Origin of the sequence: Caenispirillum bisanense (assembly GCF_900230255.1) — a bacterium.
Lineage (GTDB): Bacteria > Pseudomonadota > Alphaproteobacteria > Rhodospirillales > Rhodospirillaceae > Caenispirillum > Caenispirillum bisanense_A.
Genome location: NZ_OCNJ01000001.1, coordinates 426,944 through 445,629, shown reverse-complemented (window position 1 = coordinate 445,629; position 18,686 = coordinate 426,944). Strand labels below are relative to the sequence as shown.

Here is an 18,686-nt window from a genome sequence, read left to right as displayed (position 1 = left end):
GGCTCTCGTTCTTCTGCAAACATCGGTGCCGCCGGCGGAAAGAAAAGGCGGCCCTCCCGTACGGGAGGACCGCCCTTCGATTACCGACCGGTCATGCGAACCGGATCAGTGGTGGGTGGCGGAACCCGCACCGCGCGGCGAGCGGATGAACTCCACCAGCTCCTGGATGCGCTCCGGCGGGGCGGCCGTCACGCGGCTGACCAGGAAGGCCACGGCGAAGTTGAGCAGCATGCCGACGAAACCGATGCCTTCCGGCGAGATGCCGAACAGCCAGTTGGCCGGAATGTTCTCCTGCACCGGGGTGATGAAGATGCCCTTGAACCACAGGATGTAGCCCATGGTGAACACCAGGCCGGACAGCATGCCGGCGATGGCGCCCTCGCGGTTCACCTTCTTCGAGAAGATGCCCATCATGATGGCGGGGAACAGCGAACTGGCCGCCAGACCGAAGGCGAAGGCCACCACCTGGGCCACGAAGCCCGGCGGGTTGTACCCGAGGTAGCCGGCGATGACGATGGCGACGGCCGCGGCGATGCGTCCCGCCATCAGTTCCTGCTTCTCGGAGATGCCCTTGGCGAAGGTGCTCTTCATCAGGTCGTGGGAGATCGACGACGAGATCACGAGCAGCAGACCGGCCGCCGTGGAGAGCGCCGCCGCGATACCACCGGCCGCGACCAGGGCGATGACCCAGTTCGGCAGCTTGGCGATTTCGGGGTTGGCGAGCACCATGATGTCGTTGTCGACGATCAGTTCGTTGCCGGTCCAGCCGCGGCTCTGGGCCACTTCGGGCTTCAGGCCCTTTTCGTTGTAGTACTGGATGCGGCCGTCGCCGTTCTTGTCTTCCCACTTGATCAGGCCGGTGGCGTTCCAGCGCTTCATCCAATCGGGGATGGCATCGGCCGCCAGGGCGTTCTGCGGATCGGTCACGGCCGAACCGACGTCGGTGCTGGCGGCGACGCCCGGCCACGCGGTGACGGTCAGGTTGTAGCGGGCCATGGCGCCGACGGCCGGGGCCGTGGTGTAGAGCAGCGCGATGAACAGCAGCGCCCAGCCGGCCGAGGAGCGGGCGTCACGCACGCGCGGCACGGTGAAGAAGCGCACGATCACGTGCGGCAGACCGGCGGTGCCGACCATCAGGGCCGCGGTGATGCAGAAGATGTCGATGGTGGACTTGCCGCCCGAGGTGTAGGCCGCGAAGCCGAGTTCGGTGACGATCTCGTTCAGGCGCGTCAGCAGATGGGTGTCGGACCCTTCGACGTTGCCCCACAGGCCGAGCGGCGGAACCGGGTTGCCGGTGATGTTGAACGAGATGAAGATCGCCGGAATGATGTAGGCGGTGATGAGCACGCAGTACTGCGCCACCTGGGTGTAGGTGATGCCCTTCATGCCACCCAGCACCGCGTAGATGAACACGATGCCCATGCCGACCAGCAGGCCGGTGAGCAGGTCCACTTCGAGGAAGCGGGAGAACACGATGCCGACGCCGCGCATCTGGCCGGCGACGTACGTGAACGAGATGAAGATCAGGCAGATCACGGCGACGACGCGCGCGGTCTGGCTGTAGTAGCGGTCGCCGATGAATTCCGGCACCGTGAACTTGCCGTACTTGCGCAGATACGGCGCGAGCAGCATGGCGAGCAGCACGTAGCCGCCGGTCCAGCCCATCAGGTACACCGAGCCGCCGTAGCCGAGGAAGGCGATCAGGCCGGCCATGGAGATGAACGACGCGGCCGACATCCAGTCGGCGCCGGTCGCCATGCCGTTGGCGATGGGATGCACGCCGCCGCCCGCGACGTAGAATTCACCGGTCGACGACGCGCGCGTCCAGATGGCGATCCCGATGTAGAGCGCGAACGACGCGCCCACCAACAGGTAGGTCCAGGTCATGAGATCCATGTGTAGGTTTCCCCCCGCTCTTCTTACTGTTCGTCGACGTCGAATTCGCGGTCGAGCTTGTTCATGCGCCAAGCGTAGAACGCGATCAGAATCAGGAAGATGATGATGGACCCCTGCTGGGCGAACCAGAAGCCCAGGCCGGTGCCACCGACGGGGATGGAATTCAGCGCATCGGCGAACAGGATGCCGGCGCCGTAGGAAACCAGGAACCAGACCACCAGACTACCGCCGACGATGCGGAGGTTGGCCTTCCAGTAGGCTTCCGCCTGGCTCTTGTTCATTTCTGACATTACGTCCTCCCTGCTTTAACTCCCAGAGACCGCTTGAGGCCTTAGAGGCGCGTAGCGTACACGATCTCGACGATGGTGTAAGCCTTTCTTATGGCCCCCTGAAAGATTCGTGCTTTTTGGCCGGCCGCGGCGAAATCCACCGCCGGCATCGCGCCTCCCCAGGAACGAATATTGCCCGCTCGCGCAGCGGTGGCAGAGATCGAAGGTCCCTCCCGCCGTTGCCCGAATGCGGCAAAAGCGAGGCAAAGCATGCACGAGCCGCAGAAAAAGCCAAGTCTCATTCTCGTTTCACCTGGGCGAAGGCTCCACCCTGAGCGCCAAAGTTCTGCCGGAACAACCGCCGGTTCGCTTTTCCGCACCGCGGTCAGGGGCAAGGAAACTGCGGAAATCCGCCCGCCGTCGCGGCGACGGCTCGATCCAACGGCGCACGGCCCGCGCATGCGGCGGAGGCGGCGGCGGTGCCGGGCGCGCACGCGATGCTGCGGTGCACGATCGCTTTTGCGCCGCCACGAATCGGAACGGCGGCGGCGGCAGGCGCGTCTTTTCCGCACACCCCCGATGCCAGAACCGTGCGGAGACGCCACCGTGGACCAGTCCATCAGCCAGCCCTACGAGGGCAAGAATCGCCTGTTCGTCCTGTTCGCCCCGAGCGACGCCGACGAACGCCTGACCCGCCAGATCGACGGCCTCATGGCCGAGGAGGACGGCCTGCGCGAGCGCGACGTCTTCCTTTTCGTGGTCGCCGGCCAGGGGGCCGTGAAGGCCATCGGCGACGGCGCCTCGGGCGCCCGCCTCGACCCCGACGACATGCGCGAGCGCTTCGGCGTGGCGCGCGACGACTTCTGCCTCGTGGTCATCGACAAGGACGGCGACGTGCAACTGGTGGAGAAGGCGCCGGTCGCCACCTTCCGCCTGTTCGACCTGATCGACCACCTGCCGGTGCGCCACTGACCTGACCCCCGCGCCCCCATCCGCCGCGCCGGGGCCTGCGCGCCGCCGGCCGGTGCTGCGGCGCGTCCACGATGGCGTTTGACTTGCCCGCCCTTGCGGTTCGATACTTGAGCCAACAAGTGGGAGTCCCGGCCACGCAGTCGGCGACCCAGGGAGGCAAAGGTCTGGCATGCTCGAGGATCGGGAAGCGCTGTTCCGGGCGCTGATCGAGGATCACGGCACGCATCCGCGCCACGCGCAGGCGGTGGAGCCGGCCGACGCTCGGGCCGACGGGCACAATCCCCTGTGCGGCGACCGCGTCGCCCTCACCCTGCGCTTTTCCGCCGACGCCCCCGACACGATCGCCGCCTGCGGCTGCCGCGCCCGCGGCTGCGCCATCTGCACCGCCTCGGCCTCGCTGCTCGCCGGGCTGGTCGAGGGGCGGACGCGCACCCAGGCGGTGGACCTCTTCCACGCCTTCCGCGACGCCTGCGTCTCCGGCGAGCCGCTGGCCGCGATGCCGGGCCTGCCGCCCGAGGACCGCGACGTGCTGGAGGCGCTGACGATCATCCATGCCAGCCCCTTGCGGGTGAAGTGCGTCACCCTGCCGTGGCACACCCTCAACGCCGCCCTCACCGGCACCGTCGAGGCGGCGCACGACCTGAAGACCTCTGCGGCGCGGGAGGCCCCGGCATGACGCCCACCTCCACCTCTTCTCCCACCCCCGCCGCCCCGCAGGACCCGCTGCTCGCCGTGCGCGACTGGAGCGCCGCCGGCGTCCCCTGTGCGCTCGCCACGGTCATGCGCACCTGGGGCAGCTCGCCCCGCCCCGTCGGCTCCAAGCTGGCGGTGCGCGAGGACGGCGAGATGGTCGGCTCCGTCTCCGGCGGCTGCGTCGAGGGCGCCGTGGTCGACGCCGCCATGACCGCCATGAAAACTGGCCGCCCCCAGACCCTGGAGTTCGGCGTCGCCGACGAGACCGCTTGGGCGGTCGGCCTGGCCTGCGGCGGCCGCATCGAAATCTACGTCGAGGCGATCGTCTAGACGCCCCCACCAGCACGCCCACCACCAGCAGGGAGGACAGCGCACCTTGGACATCAGCGGCGAATACCTCATTCCGGCGGACCGCCGGACGGTCTGGCAGGCGATCAACGATCCCGAAGTGCTGCGCGACTGCATCCCCGGTTGCGATTCGCTCACGCCCGCCGAGGACGGCCTCGGCTACGACGCCACCGTCACCGCCAAGGTCGGGCCGGTGAAGGCCACCTTCCGCGGCTCCGTGCGGCTGGAAGACATCGTCGCGCCGGAAAGCTACCGCATCGTCGGCGAGGGCAAGGGCGGCGCCGCCGGCTTCGCCAAGGGCGGCGCCAACGTGATGCTGGAGGAGGTGGACGCCGGCAACACCCGCCTGACCTACAAGGCCGACGCCCAGGTGGGCGGCAAGCTGGCGCAGCTCGGCTCGCGCCTCATCCAGGGCACGGCGCAGAAATACGCCGACGACTTCTTCGCCCGCCTGACGGCGCGCCTGTCGCCGCAGGACGTGCCGGACACCGCCGCCACCGTCGGCATGGGCGCCGGCTCCGCCGATGCCGGCCGCCCGCGCGAAGGCGAAGCGCCGCTGCCGCCGCCGTCGGGCGAGGCCATGGCGACCGCCGACCTCGGCGGGCCGCCGGACATGGGCGCCGTGACCGGCCCCACCGCCGCCGAACGGGCCGGCGCGCAGGCCGCCGCGACCACGCCGACCGAGCCCGTCGCCGCCCATGCCGCCGCCTCCACCACCGCGGCCCACACGGCCGCGCCGGCCAAGTCCGGCGGCTCGCCCGCCTGGGCGTGGTGGGCCGGCGGCGTCGCGCTGATCGTCGTCCTCATCCTGCTGTTCGCGGGAGGCTGATACCGACCGGCACCCCTCGACACAAACCGCCCCTTACACGTCCGAGCCGCATCCACAACAACACGATCCAGGCGCCAACGCAGCGCCACAGGGAGGAAAGCACAGATGGCTCTCAGTGTTTCGATGACCGTCAACGGCAAAGCCGTCACCGTGAGCGTGGCCGAGAACGCCCTGCTGGTGGACGTGCTGCGCCAGACGCTCAACCTCACCGGCACCCACGTCGGCTGCGACACCAGCCAGTGCGGCGCCTGCACCGTGCACGTGAACGGCCGCTCGGTGAAGAGCTGCACCATGCTGGCGGCCCAGGCCGACGGCGCCGAGGTGACCACCATCGAAGGTCTCGCCGCCGCCGACGGCACGCTGCACCCCATGCAGGCCGCCTTCAAGGAGCACCACGGCCTGCAGTGCGGGTTCTGTACCCCCGGCATGGTCATGAGCGCGACCGACCTGGCGCGCGTCAACCCGACCGCTTCCGAGGACGAGATCCGCGAATGGCTGGAAGGCAACATCTGCCGCTGCACCGGCTATCACAACATCGTCAAGGCGGTGAAGGACGGCCTCGGGGCCATGTCCGCCACCCGCCAGGCCGCCGAGTGAGGGAGACGCCGTCATGACCATGCAGCAGAATCCCGCCAAGGCGACGGGCATCGGCGCCTCGGTGAAGCGGGTGGAAGACTACCGCTTCCTCACCGGCCGCGGCCGCTACACCGACGACATGAACAAGCCGGGCCAGCTCCACGCCTTCATCGTGCGCAGCCCGCACGCCCATGCCACCATCGTCTCCATCGACACGACCGAGGCCGAGCAGGCGCCGGGCGTGCACACCGTCATCACCGGCGCCGAGATGAAGGCCGCCGGCATCGGCTCCCTGCCCTGCGGCTGGCTCATCAAGAGCAAGGACGGCATGGCCATGAAGGAGCCGCCGCACCTGCCGCTGGCCGCCGACAAGGTGCGCTACGTCGGTGATCAGGTCGCCGTGGTGGTCGCCGAGACGCTCAACCAGGCCAAGGACGCCGCCGAGCTCATCGCCATCGAGTACGACGAGCTGCCGGCCACCGTCGCCACCGCCACCGCCGCCGGGGCCACCGGCGCGCCGGTGCACGACGAGGCGCCGGACAACGTCTGCTACGACTGGGAGTGGGGCGACAAGGCCAAGACCGACGAGGCCTTCGCCAAGGCGGCGCACGTCGCCAAGCTCGACCTCGTCAACAACCGGCTGATCCCCAACGCCATGGAGCCGCGCGCCGCCATCGGCGAGTACGACCGCGGGTCTGAGGAGTACACCCTCACCACCACCAGCCAGAACCCGCAGCTCATCCGCCTGCTGCTCTGCGGCTTCACCATGGGCCTGCCGGAGCACAAGGTGCGCGTCGTCGCGCCCGACGTCGGCGGCGGCTTCGGGTCGAAGATCTACCACTACGCCGAAGAGGTCATCGTCGTCTTCGCCGCGCGGAAGCTCGGCCGGCCGGTGAAGTGGACGGCCGAGCGGACGGAAAGCTTCATGTCCGACGCCCATGGCCGCGACCACGTCACCCACGTGGAACTGGCCATGGACGACGCCGGTACCTTCCTCGGCCTGCGGGTGAACACCACCGCCAACATGGGCGCCTACCTGTCCACCTTCTCGTCGTGCATCCCGACGATCCTGTATGCCACCCTGCTGTCGGGCCAGTACAAGACACCGGCCATCTACGCCGAGGTGAAGGCGGTGTTCACCAACACCGTGCCCGTGGACGCCTACCGCGGCGCCGGGCGCCCGGAAGCCTGCTACCTCATCGAGCGCATCGTCGACGTGGCGGCGCGCCAGACCGGCATCGACAAGGCGGAACTGCGCCGCCGCAACTTCATCACGCCGGAGATGATGCCCTACGACACGCCGGTCGGCCTGCAGTACGACAGCGGCGACTTCGCGCGCAACCTGAACGACGCGCTGGAGATGATCGACTACGCCGGCTTCCCCGCCCGCAAGGCGGAGGCCGCGTCCCGCGGCAAGCTGCGCGGCATCGGCTTCGCCAGCTACATCGAGGCCTGCGGCATCGCGCCGTCCAACGTCGCCGGGGCGCTGGGCGCCCGTGCCGGCCTTTATGACTCGGCGGAAGTGCGGTTCCACCCGACCGGCTCCGTCTCGGTCATGGTCGGCGTCCACAGCCACGGCCAGGGCCACGAGACCACCTTCGCCCAGATCGTGGCGGAACGGCTCGGCGTGCCCATGGACAAGGTGGAGATCGTCCACGGCGACAGTGCCCGCACGCCCTTCGGCATGGGCACCTACGGCTCGCGCTCGCTGGCGGTCGGCGGCATGGCCATGATGAAGGCCATCGACAAGGTGATCGCCAAGTCCAAGAAGATCGCCGCCCACCTGCTGGAGGCCAGCGCCGACGACATCGAGTTCGCCGACGGCACCTTCCGCGTCGCCGGCACCGACAAGACCATCGGCATCGCCGAAATCGCCGGTGCCGCCTACATCCCCCACAACTACCCGCTGGACGAGCTGGAACCCGGCCTCGACGAGCAGGCCTTCTACGACCCCAAGAACTTCACCTTCCCCAACGGCACGCAGATCTGCGAGGTGGAAATCGACCCCGAGACGGGCATCACCAAGATCATCCGCTTCGTGGCGGTGGACGACTTCGGCCGCGTCATCAACCCGATGATCGTCGAAGGCCAGGTCCACGGCGGTCTGGTGCAGGGCATCGGCCAGGCGCTGCTGGAGAACTGCGTCTACGACGAGGACTCGGGCCAGCTGCTGACCGGCTCGTTCATGGACTACACCATGCCGCGCGCCGACGACGTGCCGAGCTTCGAGGTCAAGACCAACGAGGTTCTCTGCACCACCAACGCGCTCGGCGTGAAGGGCTGCGGCGAGGCCGGGACCATCGGCGGTGCGGCCTGCGTCATGAACGCCGTCTGCGACGCCCTCGACATCGCGCACATGGACATGCCCGCCTCGCCCGAACGGGTGTGGCGGACCCTGCGCGACAAACAGGCCCCCATGGCGGCCGAATAACAGAAGGGGAGGACTTGAACCATGTACAGCTTCGAGTACCAGCACCCGAAGACCGTCGCCGACGTCGCCGCGGTTCTCGCATCCGATCCGGACGCCAAGGTGGTGGCCGGCGGCATGACGCTCATCCCCACCCTGAAGCAGCGCCTCGCCATGCCGAGCGCGCTGGTGGACCTGCGCGACATCGCCGAGTTGCGCGGCGTGCGGGCCGACGGTGACACCATCGTCATCGGCGCCATGACGCCGCATGCCGACGTCGCCTATGACGCCACCGTGCGCGACCGCATCCCGGCGCTCGCCCACCTCGCCCGCCACATCGGCGACGCGCAGGTGCGCAACCGCGGCACCATCGGCGGCTCCATCGCCAACGCCGACCCGGCGGCCGACTATCCCGCCGCCGTGGTGGGGCTGAACGCCACCATCGTCACCAGCACGCGCGAAATCGCCGCCGACGACTTCTTCACCGCCATGTTCGAGACGGCGCTGGAGGAAGGCGAGATCGTCACCGCCGTGCGCTTCCCGGTGCCGAAGCGGGCCGGCTACGCCAAGTTCAAGCACCCGGCCTCGCGCTATGCGGTCGTGGGCGTGATGGTGGCGGAAACGGCGGGCGGCGTGCGCGTCGCCGTCACCGGCGCCGGCCCCTCGGTGTTCCGCGTGGCGGAGATGGAGCAGGCCCTGGCGGGCAGCTTCAGCCCCGACGCCCTGGCCGGCATCAGCGTGCCGGCCGACGGGCTGAACAGCGACATCCACGCCAGCGCCGACTACCGCGCCCACCTGGTGACGCTGATGGCCAAGCGTGCCGTGGTGGCGGCGACGGGCTGAGGGGTGGCGGGGGCCTGGCGGCGGCTTCGTCGTTCCGCTAGGCCCCCGCCTTCTTTCCTTGTCATGCCCGGCCTCGAGCCGGGCATCCACGGCTCCCCCGCCGTCGGCCGCCCTGCCTCGTTACCGTCCCGACCGCCGGTGACGCCGTGGATGGCCGGGTCGAGCCCGGCCATGACATATCTTCCTTTCGCACTCAGCAGCCCGAGGCCCCATGACCGCCCTTCCCGCCTCCGTCGACGCCACGGCCGATCTGCTGCGCGCCGGCAGTTACGTCGCCGACCGGTCGCTCGCCACCGTGCTCTACCTGGCGCTCAAGCTCGGCCGGCCGCTGTTCCTGGAGGGCGAGGCCGGCGTCGGCAAGACCGAGATCGCCAAGGTTCTGGCGAAGACCCTCGGCCGCCGCCTCGTGCGCCTGCAGTGCTACGAGGGCCTCGACGTCGCCGCCGCCGTCTACGAATGGAACTACGCCCGCCAGATGCTGGAAATCCGCCTCGGCGAGGCGTCGGGCGACCGCGACCGGGCGGCGCTCGGCGAAGACCTGTTCTCCGACCGATTCCTCATCCGCCGCCCCATCCTGCAGGCGCTGGAGCCCGACGTGGCCGGCCCGCCGGTGCTGCTCATCGACGAACTGGACCGCACCGACGAGCCCTTCGAGGCCTACCTGCTGGAAATCCTGTCCGACTTCCAGGTGACCATCCCGGAAATCGGCACCATCGCCGCCGCGCATCCGCCCATCGTCATCCTGACCAGCAACCGCACGCGCGAGATCCACGACGCGCTGAAGCGCCGCTGCTTCTACCACTGGGTCGACTATCCCGATTTCGCCCGCGAACTGGCGATCCTGACCGCCCGCCTGCCGCAGGTGCCGGAGTCCCTCAGCCGGCAGGTGGTGGCCTTCGTGCAGGCCTTGCGCGGGCTCGACCTGTTCAAGGCGCCGGGCGTGGCGGAAAGCCTCGACTGGGCCAGCACGCTGGTGGAACTGGACCAGATCGAGCTGTCGGCCGGGGCCGTCGACGATACGCTCGGCATCCTGCTCAAGTACCAGGACGACATCGCCCGCATCCAGGGCGACGAGGCGGCGCGCCTCCTCATGCAGGTGAAGGCCGACGTCTCCGCCCGCACCGCCGGGGAGTGACCGCCCGTGACCGGATCGCTCGCCGCCAACGTGGTGGCGTTCACCCGCACCCTGCGCGCCGCCGGCCTGCCCGTCGGGCCGCAGAAGGCCCTGCGCGCGCTCGAGGCGGTGGAGGCGGTGGGGCTCGACCGGCGCGACGACTTCTATTGGGCGCTGCACGCCACCCTCACCGACCGCCATGACCAGCACGAGATCTTCGACCAGGCCTTCCACCTGTTCTGGCGCAACCCGGAGCTTCTGAAGAAGGCCATGGGGCTCATGCTGCCGGCCATGCGGGCGGAACTGGGCAAGGACGGGCCCGAGCTGTCGCGCCGCCTGCAGGACACGCTCGCCAAGCCGCCGCCGCCCGACCTCGACGCCCGCGAGCAGAAGAAGCAGGAGATCCAGATCGACGGCCGGCTGGTGTTCTCGGCCGAGGAGATCCTGCGCGCCAAGGACTTCGAGCAGATGACCACAGCCGAACTGGCGGAGGCGCGGCGCATCATCGCCGGCATGCGGCTCGCTCGCCTCGCCCTGCCGACGCGCCGCTTCCGCCCGTCGCCGCGCGGGGCCCGCATCGACCTGCGGCGCTCCCTCCGCGAGACGGCGCGGGCCGGCGGCGGCGACGTCATCGAACTGGCGCGCGCGACCCGCCGCGTGCGGCCGCCACCCATCGTGGTGCTGTGCGACATCTCGGGCAGCATGGGGCAGTACGCGCGCCTGCTGCTGCGCTTCCTCTACGCCCTGACCAACGACCGCGACCGCGTCCACGTCTTCCTGTTCGGCACCCGGCTGACCAACGTCACCCGCGCGCTCAAGCGCCGCGACGTGGACGAGGCGGTGGCGCGCGTCGGGCAGGAGGCGCCGGACTGGGACGGCGGCACCCGCATCGGCCAGTGCCTCGCCGCCTTCAACAAGCGGTGGAGCCGGCGGGTGCTGGGCCAGGGGGCGCTGGTGCTGCTCATCACCGACGGCCTCGACCGCGACGCCGGCGCCGGGCTGGAGGACGAGATGGACCGCCTGCGCCGCAGTTGCCGCCGGCTCATCTGGCTCAATCCCCTGCTGCGGTGGGAGGGGTACGAGCCCAAGGCCAAGGGGGCGGCGGCCATGATATCGTGCGTGGACGAACACCGCCCCGTGCACAATCTGAACAGCCTGAGCGCGCTCGCCGCGGCGCTCGGCGACAGTGGAGGACCCCGGCGATGAAGCGCGCCCTGCTCGACGCCCTGCTGGCGGCCAAGGCCCTGCGGGTGCCGGCCGCCGTGGTGACGGAGACCGCCACGGGCGCCCAGGCGCTGGTGGAGCCCGACGGCGAAAGCGGCGACCTCGCCCTCTCCGGCCCGGAGCGGCAGGCCGTCCACGCCCTGCTGCACGACGAGGCGGGCGGGACGCTGGAGCCGGCCGAGGACGTGCGGCCGCTGTTCGTCGACGTCCACGCCCCGCCGCCACGGCTGGTGATCGTCGGCGCCGTCCACATCGCCCAGCACCTGGTGCCCATGGCGGTGATGACCGGCTACGACGTGGTGGTGGTCGACCCGCGCGAGGCCTTCGCCACGCCGGAACGCTTCGCCGGCGTCACCGTCACCCACGACTGGCCCGACGAGGCGCTGGAAGACCTGCGGCTCGACGCCCGCACTGCCGTCGTCACCCTGACCCACGACCCCAAGCTGGACGACCCCGCCCTGCGCATCGCCCTGCGCGCGCCGGTGTTCTACATCGGCTCCCTCGGCAGCCGGAAGACCCACGCCAAGCGGGTGGAACGGCTGGAGAAGGCCGGGCTGTCGGCGGGTGAGATCGGCCGCATCCACGCCCCCGTCGGCCTCGCCATCGGCGCCCGCTCGCCAGCCGAGATCGCCGTGTCCATCCTGGCGCAGGTGACGGCGGTGCGGCGCGGGGCGGCGTCATGAAGTTCGGCGCCGTGCCGGTGGACGAGGCCGAGGGCTGCGTGCTGGCGCATTCCCTGATGATCGGTGGCCGCAAGTGGCCCAAGGGGCGCATCCTGACGCCGGCGGACCTCTACGAACTGCGCGCCGAGGGCCACGCCACCGTCATCGCCGCCCGCCTGGAGCCCGGCGACGTGGCCGAGGACCGCGCCGCCACCCGCGTCGCGGAACTGGTGCTCGGTCCCGGCGTGGAGGCACGGCCGGCGGCGACCGGGCGGGTGAACCTGCACGCCACCGCGAGCGGCCTGTTCCGCGCCGACCGCGATGCCGTCGACCGCATCAACGGCGTGTCGGAGGCGGTCACCCTCGCCACCCTGCCCGACGGCGAGCCGGTGGAGCCCGGCAAGATGGTGGCGACGGTGAAGATCATCCCCTTCGCCGTGCCCGACGACACCCTGGCCCTGTGCGCCATGCTGGCCGGGCGGGCGGCGGTGCGGGTGGCGCCCTGGCGGCCGCTGCGGGCCGGCCTCGTGCAGACGCGCGTCGCCGGCACCAAGGAGAACATGCTCGACAAGACCCGCGACACCACCGCCGCCCGCCTCGCCGCCTGTGGCGCGGCGCTGGTGACGGAACGCCGCTGCGCCCACGACGAGGACGCGGTGACGGCGGAGCTGCGGGCGCTGCGGGCGGCGGGCTGCGACCTCTTCCTGCTCATCGGCGCCTCCGCCATCACCGACCGTGCCGACGTGCTGCCGGCGGCGGTGGAGCTGGTGGGCGGCACGGTTGAGCAGCTGGGCATGCCGGTCGACCCCGGCAACCTGCTCATGCTCGGCCGGTGGGAGGGGGCGCCGGTGCTCGGCCTGCCGGGCTGCGCCCGCTCCCCCAAGCTCAACGGCGCCGACTGGGTGCTGTGGCGGCTGGCGGCCGGCGAGCCCGTCGGCCCGCGCGAGATCATGGGCATGGGCGTCGGCGGCCTGGTCATGGACGTGCCGGAACGCCCGCTGCCGCGCGCCAAGGCGGTGCGGCCGGAGCGCTGAGCCCGCCGCGTCGGGACTCGACACGGCCTTCCGTCTTCCTCTACACGCCCTGCGACCAGTACCTCGAAAGTCTTTTCCGCCGCAGACTCGTGGGCGACTTCAGCCACTTACCGCAGACGCGAAAGTCCGCGTTACGAATATTTATTTTATTCCTTCCTGGTTATGGGCACCATTGCGGCAATGGGAGCGTGGACAAGAGCCGCCCGCTGAACGAGGCGCACCGTCCCGCACAGGCATCACCGTGGGAGGAGACTGCCCATGAGCGCCATCTACAGCCACCCGACCCTGCATCGCGAGCGCAACCGGCGCCCGTGGCTGGAAGGGCGGCCCTACCCCGACATCCGCACCGTCACCGTCGACCAGTCGAGCCTGTGGCTCGCCGCCGGATGGCGCGACCTGACCGCCAATCCCGGCGTCAGCCTGACCTACGGCATGGCCTTCACCGTGCTCGCCTACCTGCTGGTCTTCGGCTTGGGCGAGTTGGGCATGGCGAGCCTGATCCTGCCGCTGGTGGGCGGCTTCCTGCTGATCGCCCCGGTGCTCGCCGTCGGGCTCTACGAGGCCAGCCGCCGCCGCGAGACCGGCGAGCCGGTGCGCCTCGGCATGTGCTGGGCGGCCTTCACGCGCAACCCCATCCAGTTGTCGAGCATCGGCCTCGTGCTGATGATTCTCTTCCTGGTGTGGCTGATGCTGGCGCTGCTCGTCTTCGCGGTGTTCTACAATTCGGCGCCGCCCAACATGTCCAGCTTCCTCATCGACATCGTCATGGCCCCGCAGGCGCCGCTGTTCCTGGTGGTCGGCACCCTGGTCGGCGGCGTGCTGGCGACCATCGCCTTCACCCTGTCGGTGGTGGCCCTGCCCATGCTGCTCGACCGGCCGGAGACCTCGGCGGTCTACGCCATGGCGACCAGCGTCGAGGCGGTGCGCAAGAACGCCCGCGTGATGATCGGCTGGGCCGCCATGCTCGCCCTCATCACCTTCGCCGGCATGGCGACCTTCTTCGTCGGCCTGGCGGTCATGCTGCCGCTGGCGGGCCATGCCTCGTGGCACGCCTATCGCGCCATGGTGGGCGACAGGGTCTGACGCATCCTCCCGACGTCACGCGCCCATCATGACCGGGCCGGCGGCGCCCCCAGCCGCCGGCCCGGTTGTCGTCGCGCCCGGCGGATGGTCAGGTGTGGGCGGTGTGGGTGACGAGCCCGCCGCGACCGAAGAGGTGCAGCTGAAAGCCCGGCGCGGCGCCGTTGACGATGCGGAAGTCGGTGCCTTCGCGCAGGTCGAGCGCGATCTCGAAGGCGGTGGAGGGGGCGACGGTGACCGTCAGCCCGTGCCACCGCGTCTCCACGGGCCGGTGCAGGTGGCCGCACACCACCCGCTCCACATGCGGGTTGGCGGCGACGATGGACGCGAAGGCGTCCGCCCCCTGCAGCGGCTCGCGGTCGAAGGGCGCGATGCCGGTGAAGAACGGCGGGTGATGCATGGCGACCACCGTCGGGGCGGTACGGTCCTCGGCCAGCGTCGTTTCCAGCCACTGCAGGCGGTCGAGGCAGAGCCGGCCGCCGTCGTGCCCCTCGTGCAGGGTGTCGAGGCAGACGATGCGCAGCGGATACCCCTCGACCACGTAGTTGAGGTAGCCGCTTTCCGGCAGGTAGCCGTCCTGGCGGAAGGCGGTGCGGATGCAGCCGCGGTCGTCGTGATTGCCCGGCAGCACGTAATACGGCATGTCCAGTTGCCCGAGCACGCCGCGCAGGTGGCGATAGTCCTCGTCGCCGCCGTCGCTGGTCAGGTCGCCGGTGACCAGCACCAGGTCCGGCCGCGGCTCCATGGCGTTCAGCGCCCGCACCACCCCGAGCAGGCGGCGCGACGGATCGGCGCCGGCCGGCCCGGTCGGCTCGGCGGCGCTGACGTGGGTATCGGTGATCTGGGCGATCAGCATGGACGGCATGACGTCCCTCCTCCCTCGGACTTCCCCTGGGCCACAGTGTAGCCGAGCCCTTGCGTCCCGCAAGGTCCGGGCGCGCGCTGCCATGGAAGTTTCGCCGATTACGCGCGTCGCCGTCGACGCCTCAGGCGTGTTCGATCCGGAAGACGTAGACGCCGTCGGTTTCCGTCTGCTCGCGCAGGATGTGGCCGGTCTGGCGGCAGAACGACTGGAAGTCGGCCACGGCGCCGGGATCGGTGGCCTGCACCTCGAGCATGGCGCCGCTCGCCATGCCGTTGAGCGCCTTCTTGGCGCGCAGGATGGGCAGCGGACACTGCAGGCCGCGGACGTCGAGGACGGTGACGGTGCTCATGAAGGCGGCTCTCCCCTTTCCAGCCGGGTCGTCGGCCCCCATAATAGGGCGATCGCCGCGGCGGCGGAACCACCGCCCCGCCGCATCCAGGACACGCGCCAGCACGAGGGCTCCCGCCGATGCCCCGAGACGGCCTTCCCGACGACAACCTTTCCGTCCGCGGCAGCCGCCTGCGCCTCGGGCTCTATGCGCTCGCCCTGGCGGGTGGCTCGGCGGCGGTCGCCGCGGTCACCGCCGCCGGTGCGCTGCTCGCCGGCACGCGCGGCCAGCCGTGGCCGGTGGAGGCCGGCGCCGTGCTGGCCGGGCTCGGGCTCGGCGTCTGGCTCGGGGGCCGCCTGAGCGGTCCGCTCGCCACCCTGCGCATGACCCTGCGACGGCTCGCCGCCTGCTTCGGCGCCGCGGCCGTGGCCTCGGTCGCCGCCGCGCTGCTGCCGTCGGCGGTGGCGGCGCTGGCCGCCGACCTGGCGCTCGGCCCCGCCGCCGCAGCGGCACTGGCCGGCGGCGCCCTGCTCGCCCCGCCGGCACTCGCGGCCGGGGCGGCGCTGGCGGTGCTGCTCAAGCTGGCGGTGGACGAACGGCCGCTGGAACGCGGGCCGGCGCTGGGTGCCATGCTCGCCTGCTGCGCCGCCGGCGGGCTGGCCGGCATGGTGCTGACGGAAGCGGTGACGCTCGCCCGCTTCGGCGGCGCCGGCACCATGACCGGCGCCGGCGTGATCTTCGCCAGCCTCGCCCTTATGTTCGCCCTCGCCGAGCCGCGCGCCATGAGCGACCGGCGCTGATCCCCCCTTGCCTCGCCGTCGCCGGGTGCCCATTGTTCTTCAGCGAAACCGCATGGAACCGCGAAGGAGACACCGAGCGATGGCGACCGTCCGCATGGCGAGCCCCGAGGAAGTGAAGCAGTGGGTGGCCGAAGGGTCCGCCGTGATCGTCGACGTGCGCGAGCGCGGCGAATACGCCCAGGCCCGCATTCCCGGGTCCACCCTGGTGCCGCTGTCGAGCTTCGACCCCGCCGCCATCCCGCCCGTCGGGCCCGACCAGCACCTGGTCATCCACTGCGCCAGCGGCATGCGCTGCGAGCCGGCGTCCATGATGGTGAAGGCGTCGGGCTTCCCCGGCGACATCAACCGCCTGGCCGGCGGCATCATGGCGTGGTACCGCGCCGGCGGCGAGATCGAGCAGGGCTGAGCCCGCGCACCGCCGACGGACCGCATCTTCTCTAGGCAGCCGGCGCGGAACAGGGTAGCGTCTTGGCTCGCGCCGCCCTTCCGCCGCACAACCGACGCTGCCACCGCCTTCATGGACATCTACCTGCCCGTCGCCAACATGACCGAGAACGTCCTCGTGCTGTTCGGGGTCGGCTGGGTGGTGGGTGTTCTGTCGGGCATGTTCGGCGTCGGCGGCGGGTTTCTGCTGACGCCGCTTCTCATCTTCCTCGGCATTCCCCCGACCGTCGCCGTCGGCACCGGCGCCAACCAGGTGGTGGGCGCCTCGGTGTCGGGCGTGCTGGCCCATTGGCGGCGCGGCAACGTCGACGTGAAGATGGGGATGGTGCTGCTGGCCGGCGGCGTCGCCGGATCGTCGCTCGGGGTGTGGCTGTTCGCCATCCTGACCCGACTCGGCCAGGTCGAGACGGTGGTGCAGGTTCTCTACGTCATCATGCTCGGCATCATCGGCGGCCTCATGCTGTACGAGAGCCTGCAGCAGATGCGGCGGCGGCGCGGCGGCCGGCGACCGGCGGCGCGCAAGGTGCACCGCCACGCCTGGGGGCAGAACATGCCGCTGAAGGTGCGGTTCCGCCGCTCGCGCCTCTACATCAGCGTCATCCCGCCGCTCGCCATCGGCGGCTTCGTCGGCGTACTGTCGGCCATCATGGGCGTCGGCGGCGGCTTCATCATGGTGCCGGCCATGATCTACCTGCTGGAGATGCCGACGGCGGTGGTGGTCGGCACCTCGCTGTTCCAGATCATCTTCGTCGCCGCCAACGTGACGTGGCTGCAGGCCAGCGCCAACCAGGCCGTCGACGTCGTGCTGGCGGTGCTGCTGCTGGCCGGCGGCGTGGTCGGCGCGCAGATGGGCGCGCGCATGGGCTACAAGCTCAATGCCGAGCAGATGCGCAGCCTGCTCGCCCTCATCGTCCTGGCGGTGGCCGGCAAGCTGCTGTTCGACCTCGTCACCCGCCCCGACGACCTGTACAGCCTGGGCCTGCCGCCGGTTCTTTGAGACATGAACCATGGCGTGCGGCGCAGCACAGGAATCCATTTCCGAGGGCGCGCCGTGCTGCTAGACTCCGCGCGCCGATCTTAAGACCAGGGAGAACCCCGTCCGGCCAGGACCCCCGTGAAAAGGGAGTGTACGGCGGCAATCCGTTTGTCATCGCACCGACGGCCCGCCATGATGATCGCTCAGCAACGGAGCCGAAAAAAACGCGGCCCACGCTTTGGGAGGACATCAATCATGCATGTCGAGGTACCCCTCGGCGGCGTGAGGACCGAAGCCGCGTCGCTCAGCCGCCCCGACACCCGCCGACGAACCTTCCTCGTCGTCGTCGACGACAGCCCCGAACTGCACGCCGCGGCCCGTTTCGCGGCCCGCCGCGCCGCCCGCACGGGCGGCCGCGTCGCCCTGCTGTCGGTGGTCCAGCCGGTCGAAGGCGGCCACTGGATGTTCGTCGGCAACCTGATGCAGGAAGAGGCCCGCGAGGACGCCGAACGGCGACTCCAGCAACTTGCGGCCACCGTCCACGCCACCTCCGGCCACCGGCCCGAGCTGATCGTGCGCGAAGGCAGCCTGCGCGAGGAACTGTTCAGCCTCATCGAGGAGGACGAGGACATCTCGGTGCTCGTGCTCGGCGCCGCCGTCGGCGGTGAAGGCCCGGGGCCACTGGTGCAGGCGCTGACCGGCAAGAACGCCGGCAAGCTCCGCATCCCCGTCACCATCGTGCCCGGCAACCTGACCGAGACGGAGATCGACGCCCTGTCGTGAGCGACGGGGCGGCGCGTCCACGTCGCCGGCCGGCCTGCTACTCCGCCGCCGCCCACCGTTCCAGGCGGGCGCGCATGCGGCGCGCGTGGCTGCCGGGCCAGTAGAGGCGACCGCACGACGGGCAGGAGCAGAACGGCCCGCCGCCGGCCCGCGCCGGTTCGGGCGCCCGCGCCACCGCCTGCGGCGCGGCGGCCTGCAGCACCACGTTGCACAGCAGGCAGCGGCTGAACGGCGCCGCCAGCCAGTCCACGGCGAGGCGGCGGCGCAGTTCCTGCGCCTGCGCGTCGAGGGCGGCGGCCTCCAGCACCACCACCAGCCCCGCCGCCGCCTTGTGGCGGGCGATGGGTCGGTCGCGCGTCAGGAACAGCCGCTCCTCCACCGCCGCCCGGGCGATGAGGCGGCGGTCGTCGTCGCCCGGCACCGGCGTCGCCGCGTCGTATCCGGCGGCCCGCAGCCAGCGCGCCAGCCCCACCAGCATTTCGTCGCACAACAGTCGCATGGATCGAAGATGGGGCGGGCCTGCGCCCTCTGCACCCATCGTGG

The 18,686-nt window shown here is 70.7% G+C and carries 21 protein-coding genes; 16 read left to right on the top strand and 5 right to left on the bottom strand.

Annotated features, from left to right (window positions below; genetic code table 11):
* Positions 1–105: 105 nt before the first annotated feature.
* Positions 106–1,896, bottom strand: a complete 1,791-nt coding sequence (locus CRP50_RS02220) for a sodium:solute symporter family protein (protein WP_097277336.1) — start codon at positions 1,894–1,896, stop codon at positions 106–108.
* 23 nt (positions 1,897–1,919) lie between these two features.
* Entirely contained in the window at positions 1,920–2,186 is a 267-nt protein-coding gene (locus tag CRP50_RS02215; protein WP_097277335.1) for a DUF4212 domain-containing protein, read from the bottom strand.
* Between the two features lie 585 nt (positions 2,187–2,771).
* Here CRP50_RS02215 and CRP50_RS25420 point away from each other — a divergent pair.
* From CRP50_RS25420 to CRP50_RS02155, 12 genes are all read left to right on the top strand, one after another.
* Entirely contained in the window at positions 2,772–3,137 is a 366-nt protein-coding gene (locus tag CRP50_RS25420) for a DUF4174 domain-containing protein (protein ID WP_176524987.1), read from the top strand.
* A 169-nt stretch (positions 3,138–3,306) separates the two neighbouring features.
* On the top strand, positions 3,307–3,813 hold the full coding sequence (sufU, locus tag CRP50_RS02205; protein ID WP_097277333.1) for a Fe-S cluster assembly sulfur transfer protein SufU: 507 nt from the start codon (positions 3,307–3,309) through the stop codon (positions 3,811–3,813).
* A complete protein-coding gene (locus CRP50_RS02200; RefSeq protein WP_097277332.1) occupies positions 3,810–4,160 on the top strand; it encodes an XdhC family protein in 351 nt (116 codons plus the stop codon). Before sufU ends, CRP50_RS02200 begins: the two co-directional genes overlap by 4 nt.
* 46 nt (positions 4,161–4,206) lie before the next feature.
* Positions 4,207–5,007: an SRPBCC family protein gene (locus CRP50_RS02195; protein ID WP_097277331.1), complete on the top strand. Its 801-nt coding sequence runs from the start codon at positions 4,207–4,209 to the stop codon at positions 5,005–5,007.
* A gap of 105 nt (positions 5,008–5,112) precedes the next feature.
* Positions 5,113–5,604 (top strand): (2Fe-2S)-binding protein, encoded by a 492-nt coding sequence (locus CRP50_RS02190; protein WP_097277330.1) that lies wholly within the window; start codon positions 5,113–5,115, stop codon positions 5,602–5,604.
* 13 nt (positions 5,605–5,617) lie between these two features.
* Complete coding sequence (locus tag CRP50_RS02185; protein WP_097277329.1) at positions 5,618–8,014, top strand: xanthine dehydrogenase family protein molybdopterin-binding subunit; 2,397 nt, start codon at positions 5,618–5,620, stop codon at positions 8,012–8,014.
* A 21-nt stretch (positions 8,015–8,035) separates the two neighbouring features.
* The gene (locus CRP50_RS02180) at positions 8,036–8,833 is read left to right on the top strand and encodes an FAD binding domain-containing protein (RefSeq protein WP_097277328.1); all 798 of its coding nucleotides are present in this window, start codon (positions 8,036–8,038) and stop codon (positions 8,831–8,833) included.
* Positions 8,834–9,044: 211 nt separating this feature from the next.
* A complete protein-coding gene (locus CRP50_RS02175) occupies positions 9,045–9,968 on the top strand; it encodes an AAA family ATPase (protein ID WP_097277327.1) in 924 nt (307 codons plus the stop codon).
* A gap of 6 nt (positions 9,969–9,974) precedes the next feature.
* The gene (locus CRP50_RS02170) at positions 9,975–11,153 is read left to right on the top strand and encodes a vWA domain-containing protein (RefSeq protein ID WP_097277326.1); all 1,179 of its coding nucleotides are present in this window, start codon (positions 9,975–9,977) and stop codon (positions 11,151–11,153) included.
* Entirely contained in the window at positions 11,150–11,854 is a 705-nt protein-coding gene (locus CRP50_RS02165; RefSeq protein ID WP_097277325.1) for an XdhC family protein, read from the top strand. The genes CRP50_RS02170 and CRP50_RS02165 overlap by 4 nt, the downstream gene beginning before the upstream one ends.
* Positions 11,851–12,867: a molybdopterin-binding protein gene (locus CRP50_RS02160; RefSeq protein ID WP_097277324.1), complete on the top strand. Its 1,017-nt coding sequence runs from the start codon at positions 11,851–11,853 to the stop codon at positions 12,865–12,867. Before CRP50_RS02165 ends, CRP50_RS02160 begins: the two co-directional genes overlap by 4 nt.
* A gap of 258 nt (positions 12,868–13,125) precedes the next feature.
* A complete protein-coding gene (locus CRP50_RS02155; protein WP_245913334.1) occupies positions 13,126–13,950 on the top strand; it encodes a DUF2189 domain-containing protein in 825 nt (274 codons plus the stop codon).
* Between the two features lie 88 nt (positions 13,951–14,038).
* Here CRP50_RS02155 and CRP50_RS02150 read toward each other — a convergent pair whose 3' ends face one another.
* On the bottom strand, positions 14,039–14,812 hold the full coding sequence (locus CRP50_RS02150) for a phosphodiesterase (RefSeq protein ID WP_176524986.1): 774 nt from the start codon (positions 14,810–14,812) through the stop codon (positions 14,039–14,041).
* 121 nt (positions 14,813–14,933) lie between these two features.
* Positions 14,934–15,161: a sulfurtransferase TusA family protein gene (locus CRP50_RS02145; RefSeq protein ID WP_097277322.1), complete on the bottom strand. Its 228-nt coding sequence runs from the start codon at positions 15,159–15,161 to the stop codon at positions 14,934–14,936.
* A 119-nt stretch (positions 15,162–15,280) separates the two neighbouring features.
* Between CRP50_RS02145 and CRP50_RS02140 the strand changes: the two genes are divergently transcribed.
* The 4 genes from CRP50_RS02140 to CRP50_RS02125 all read left to right on the top strand — a co-directional run bounded on the left by CRP50_RS02140 (position 15,281) and on the right by CRP50_RS02125 (position 18,143).
* Positions 15,281–15,940, top strand: a complete 660-nt coding sequence (locus CRP50_RS02140) for a fused MFS/spermidine synthase (RefSeq protein ID WP_097277321.1) — start codon at positions 15,281–15,283, stop codon at positions 15,938–15,940.
* A gap of 79 nt (positions 15,941–16,019) precedes the next feature.
* Complete coding sequence (locus tag CRP50_RS02135) at positions 16,020–16,346, top strand: rhodanese-like domain-containing protein (protein WP_097277320.1); 327 nt, start codon at positions 16,020–16,022, stop codon at positions 16,344–16,346.
* Between the two features lie 111 nt (positions 16,347–16,457).
* Positions 16,458–17,381 (top strand): sulfite exporter TauE/SafE family protein, encoded by a 924-nt coding sequence (locus CRP50_RS02130; RefSeq protein ID WP_097277319.1) that lies wholly within the window; start codon positions 16,458–16,460, stop codon positions 17,379–17,381.
* A 234-nt stretch (positions 17,382–17,615) separates the two neighbouring features.
* On the top strand, positions 17,616–18,143 hold the full coding sequence (locus CRP50_RS02125) for a universal stress protein (RefSeq protein ID WP_176524985.1): 528 nt from the start codon (positions 17,616–17,618) through the stop codon (positions 18,141–18,143).
* A 37-nt stretch (positions 18,144–18,180) separates the two neighbouring features.
* On the opposite strand, the gene CRP50_RS02120 is transcribed toward CRP50_RS02125, so the two are convergent.
* Positions 18,181–18,642, bottom strand: a complete 462-nt coding sequence (locus CRP50_RS02120) for a Mut7-C RNAse domain-containing protein (protein ID WP_097277318.1) — start codon at positions 18,640–18,642, stop codon at positions 18,181–18,183.
* Positions 18,643–18,686 lie beyond the last annotated feature (44 nt).

Bases quoted from the DNA above. Each gene is read 5' to 3' on its own strand.
- CRP50_RS02220 (WP_097277336.1), bottom strand. From the start codon at position 1,896: ATGGATCTCATGACCTGGACCTACCTGTTGGTGGGCGCGTCGTTCGCG.
- CRP50_RS02215 (WP_097277335.1), bottom strand. From the start codon at position 2,186: ATGTCAGAAATGAACAAGAGCCAGGCGGAAGCCTACTGGAAGGCCAAC.
- sufU (WP_097277333.1), top strand. From the start codon at position 3,307: ATGCTCGAGGATCGGGAAGCGCTGTTCCGGGCGCTGATCGAGGATCAC.
- CRP50_RS02200 (WP_097277332.1), top strand. From the start codon at position 3,810: ATGACGCCCACCTCCACCTCTTCTCCCACCCCCGCCGCCCCGCAGGAC.
- CRP50_RS02190 (WP_097277330.1), top strand. From the start codon at position 5,113: ATGGCTCTCAGTGTTTCGATGACCGTCAACGGCAAAGCCGTCACCGTG.
- CRP50_RS02185 (WP_097277329.1), top strand. From the start codon at position 5,618: ATGACCATGCAGCAGAATCCCGCCAAGGCGACGGGCATCGGCGCCTCG.
- CRP50_RS02180 (WP_097277328.1), top strand. From the start codon at position 8,036: ATGTACAGCTTCGAGTACCAGCACCCGAAGACCGTCGCCGACGTCGCC.
- CRP50_RS02175 (WP_097277327.1), top strand. From the start codon at position 9,045: ATGACCGCCCTTCCCGCCTCCGTCGACGCCACGGCCGATCTGCTGCGC.
- CRP50_RS02165 (WP_097277325.1), top strand. From the start codon at position 11,150: ATGAAGCGCGCCCTGCTCGACGCCCTGCTGGCGGCCAAGGCCCTGCGG.
- CRP50_RS02160 (WP_097277324.1), top strand. From the start codon at position 11,851: ATGAAGTTCGGCGCCGTGCCGGTGGACGAGGCCGAGGGCTGCGTGCTG.
- CRP50_RS02155 (WP_245913334.1), top strand. From the start codon at position 13,126: ATGAGCGCCATCTACAGCCACCCGACCCTGCATCGCGAGCGCAACCGG.
- CRP50_RS02150 (WP_176524986.1), bottom strand. From the start codon at position 14,812: ATGCCGTCCATGCTGATCGCCCAGATCACCGATACCCACGTCAGCGCC.
- CRP50_RS02145 (WP_097277322.1), bottom strand. From the start codon at position 15,161: ATGAGCACCGTCACCGTCCTCGACGTCCGCGGCCTGCAGTGTCCGCTG.
- CRP50_RS02140 (WP_097277321.1), top strand. From the start codon at position 15,281: ATGCCCCGAGACGGCCTTCCCGACGACAACCTTTCCGTCCGCGGCAGC.
- CRP50_RS02135 (WP_097277320.1), top strand. From the start codon at position 16,020: ATGGCGACCGTCCGCATGGCGAGCCCCGAGGAAGTGAAGCAGTGGGTG.
- CRP50_RS02130 (WP_097277319.1), top strand. From the start codon at position 16,458: ATGGACATCTACCTGCCCGTCGCCAACATGACCGAGAACGTCCTCGTG.
- CRP50_RS02125 (WP_176524985.1), top strand. From the start codon at position 17,616: ATGCATGTCGAGGTACCCCTCGGCGGCGTGAGGACCGAAGCCGCGTCG.
- CRP50_RS02120 (WP_097277318.1), bottom strand. From the start codon at position 18,642: ATGCGACTGTTGTGCGACGAAATGCTGGTGGGGCTGGCGCGCTGGCTG.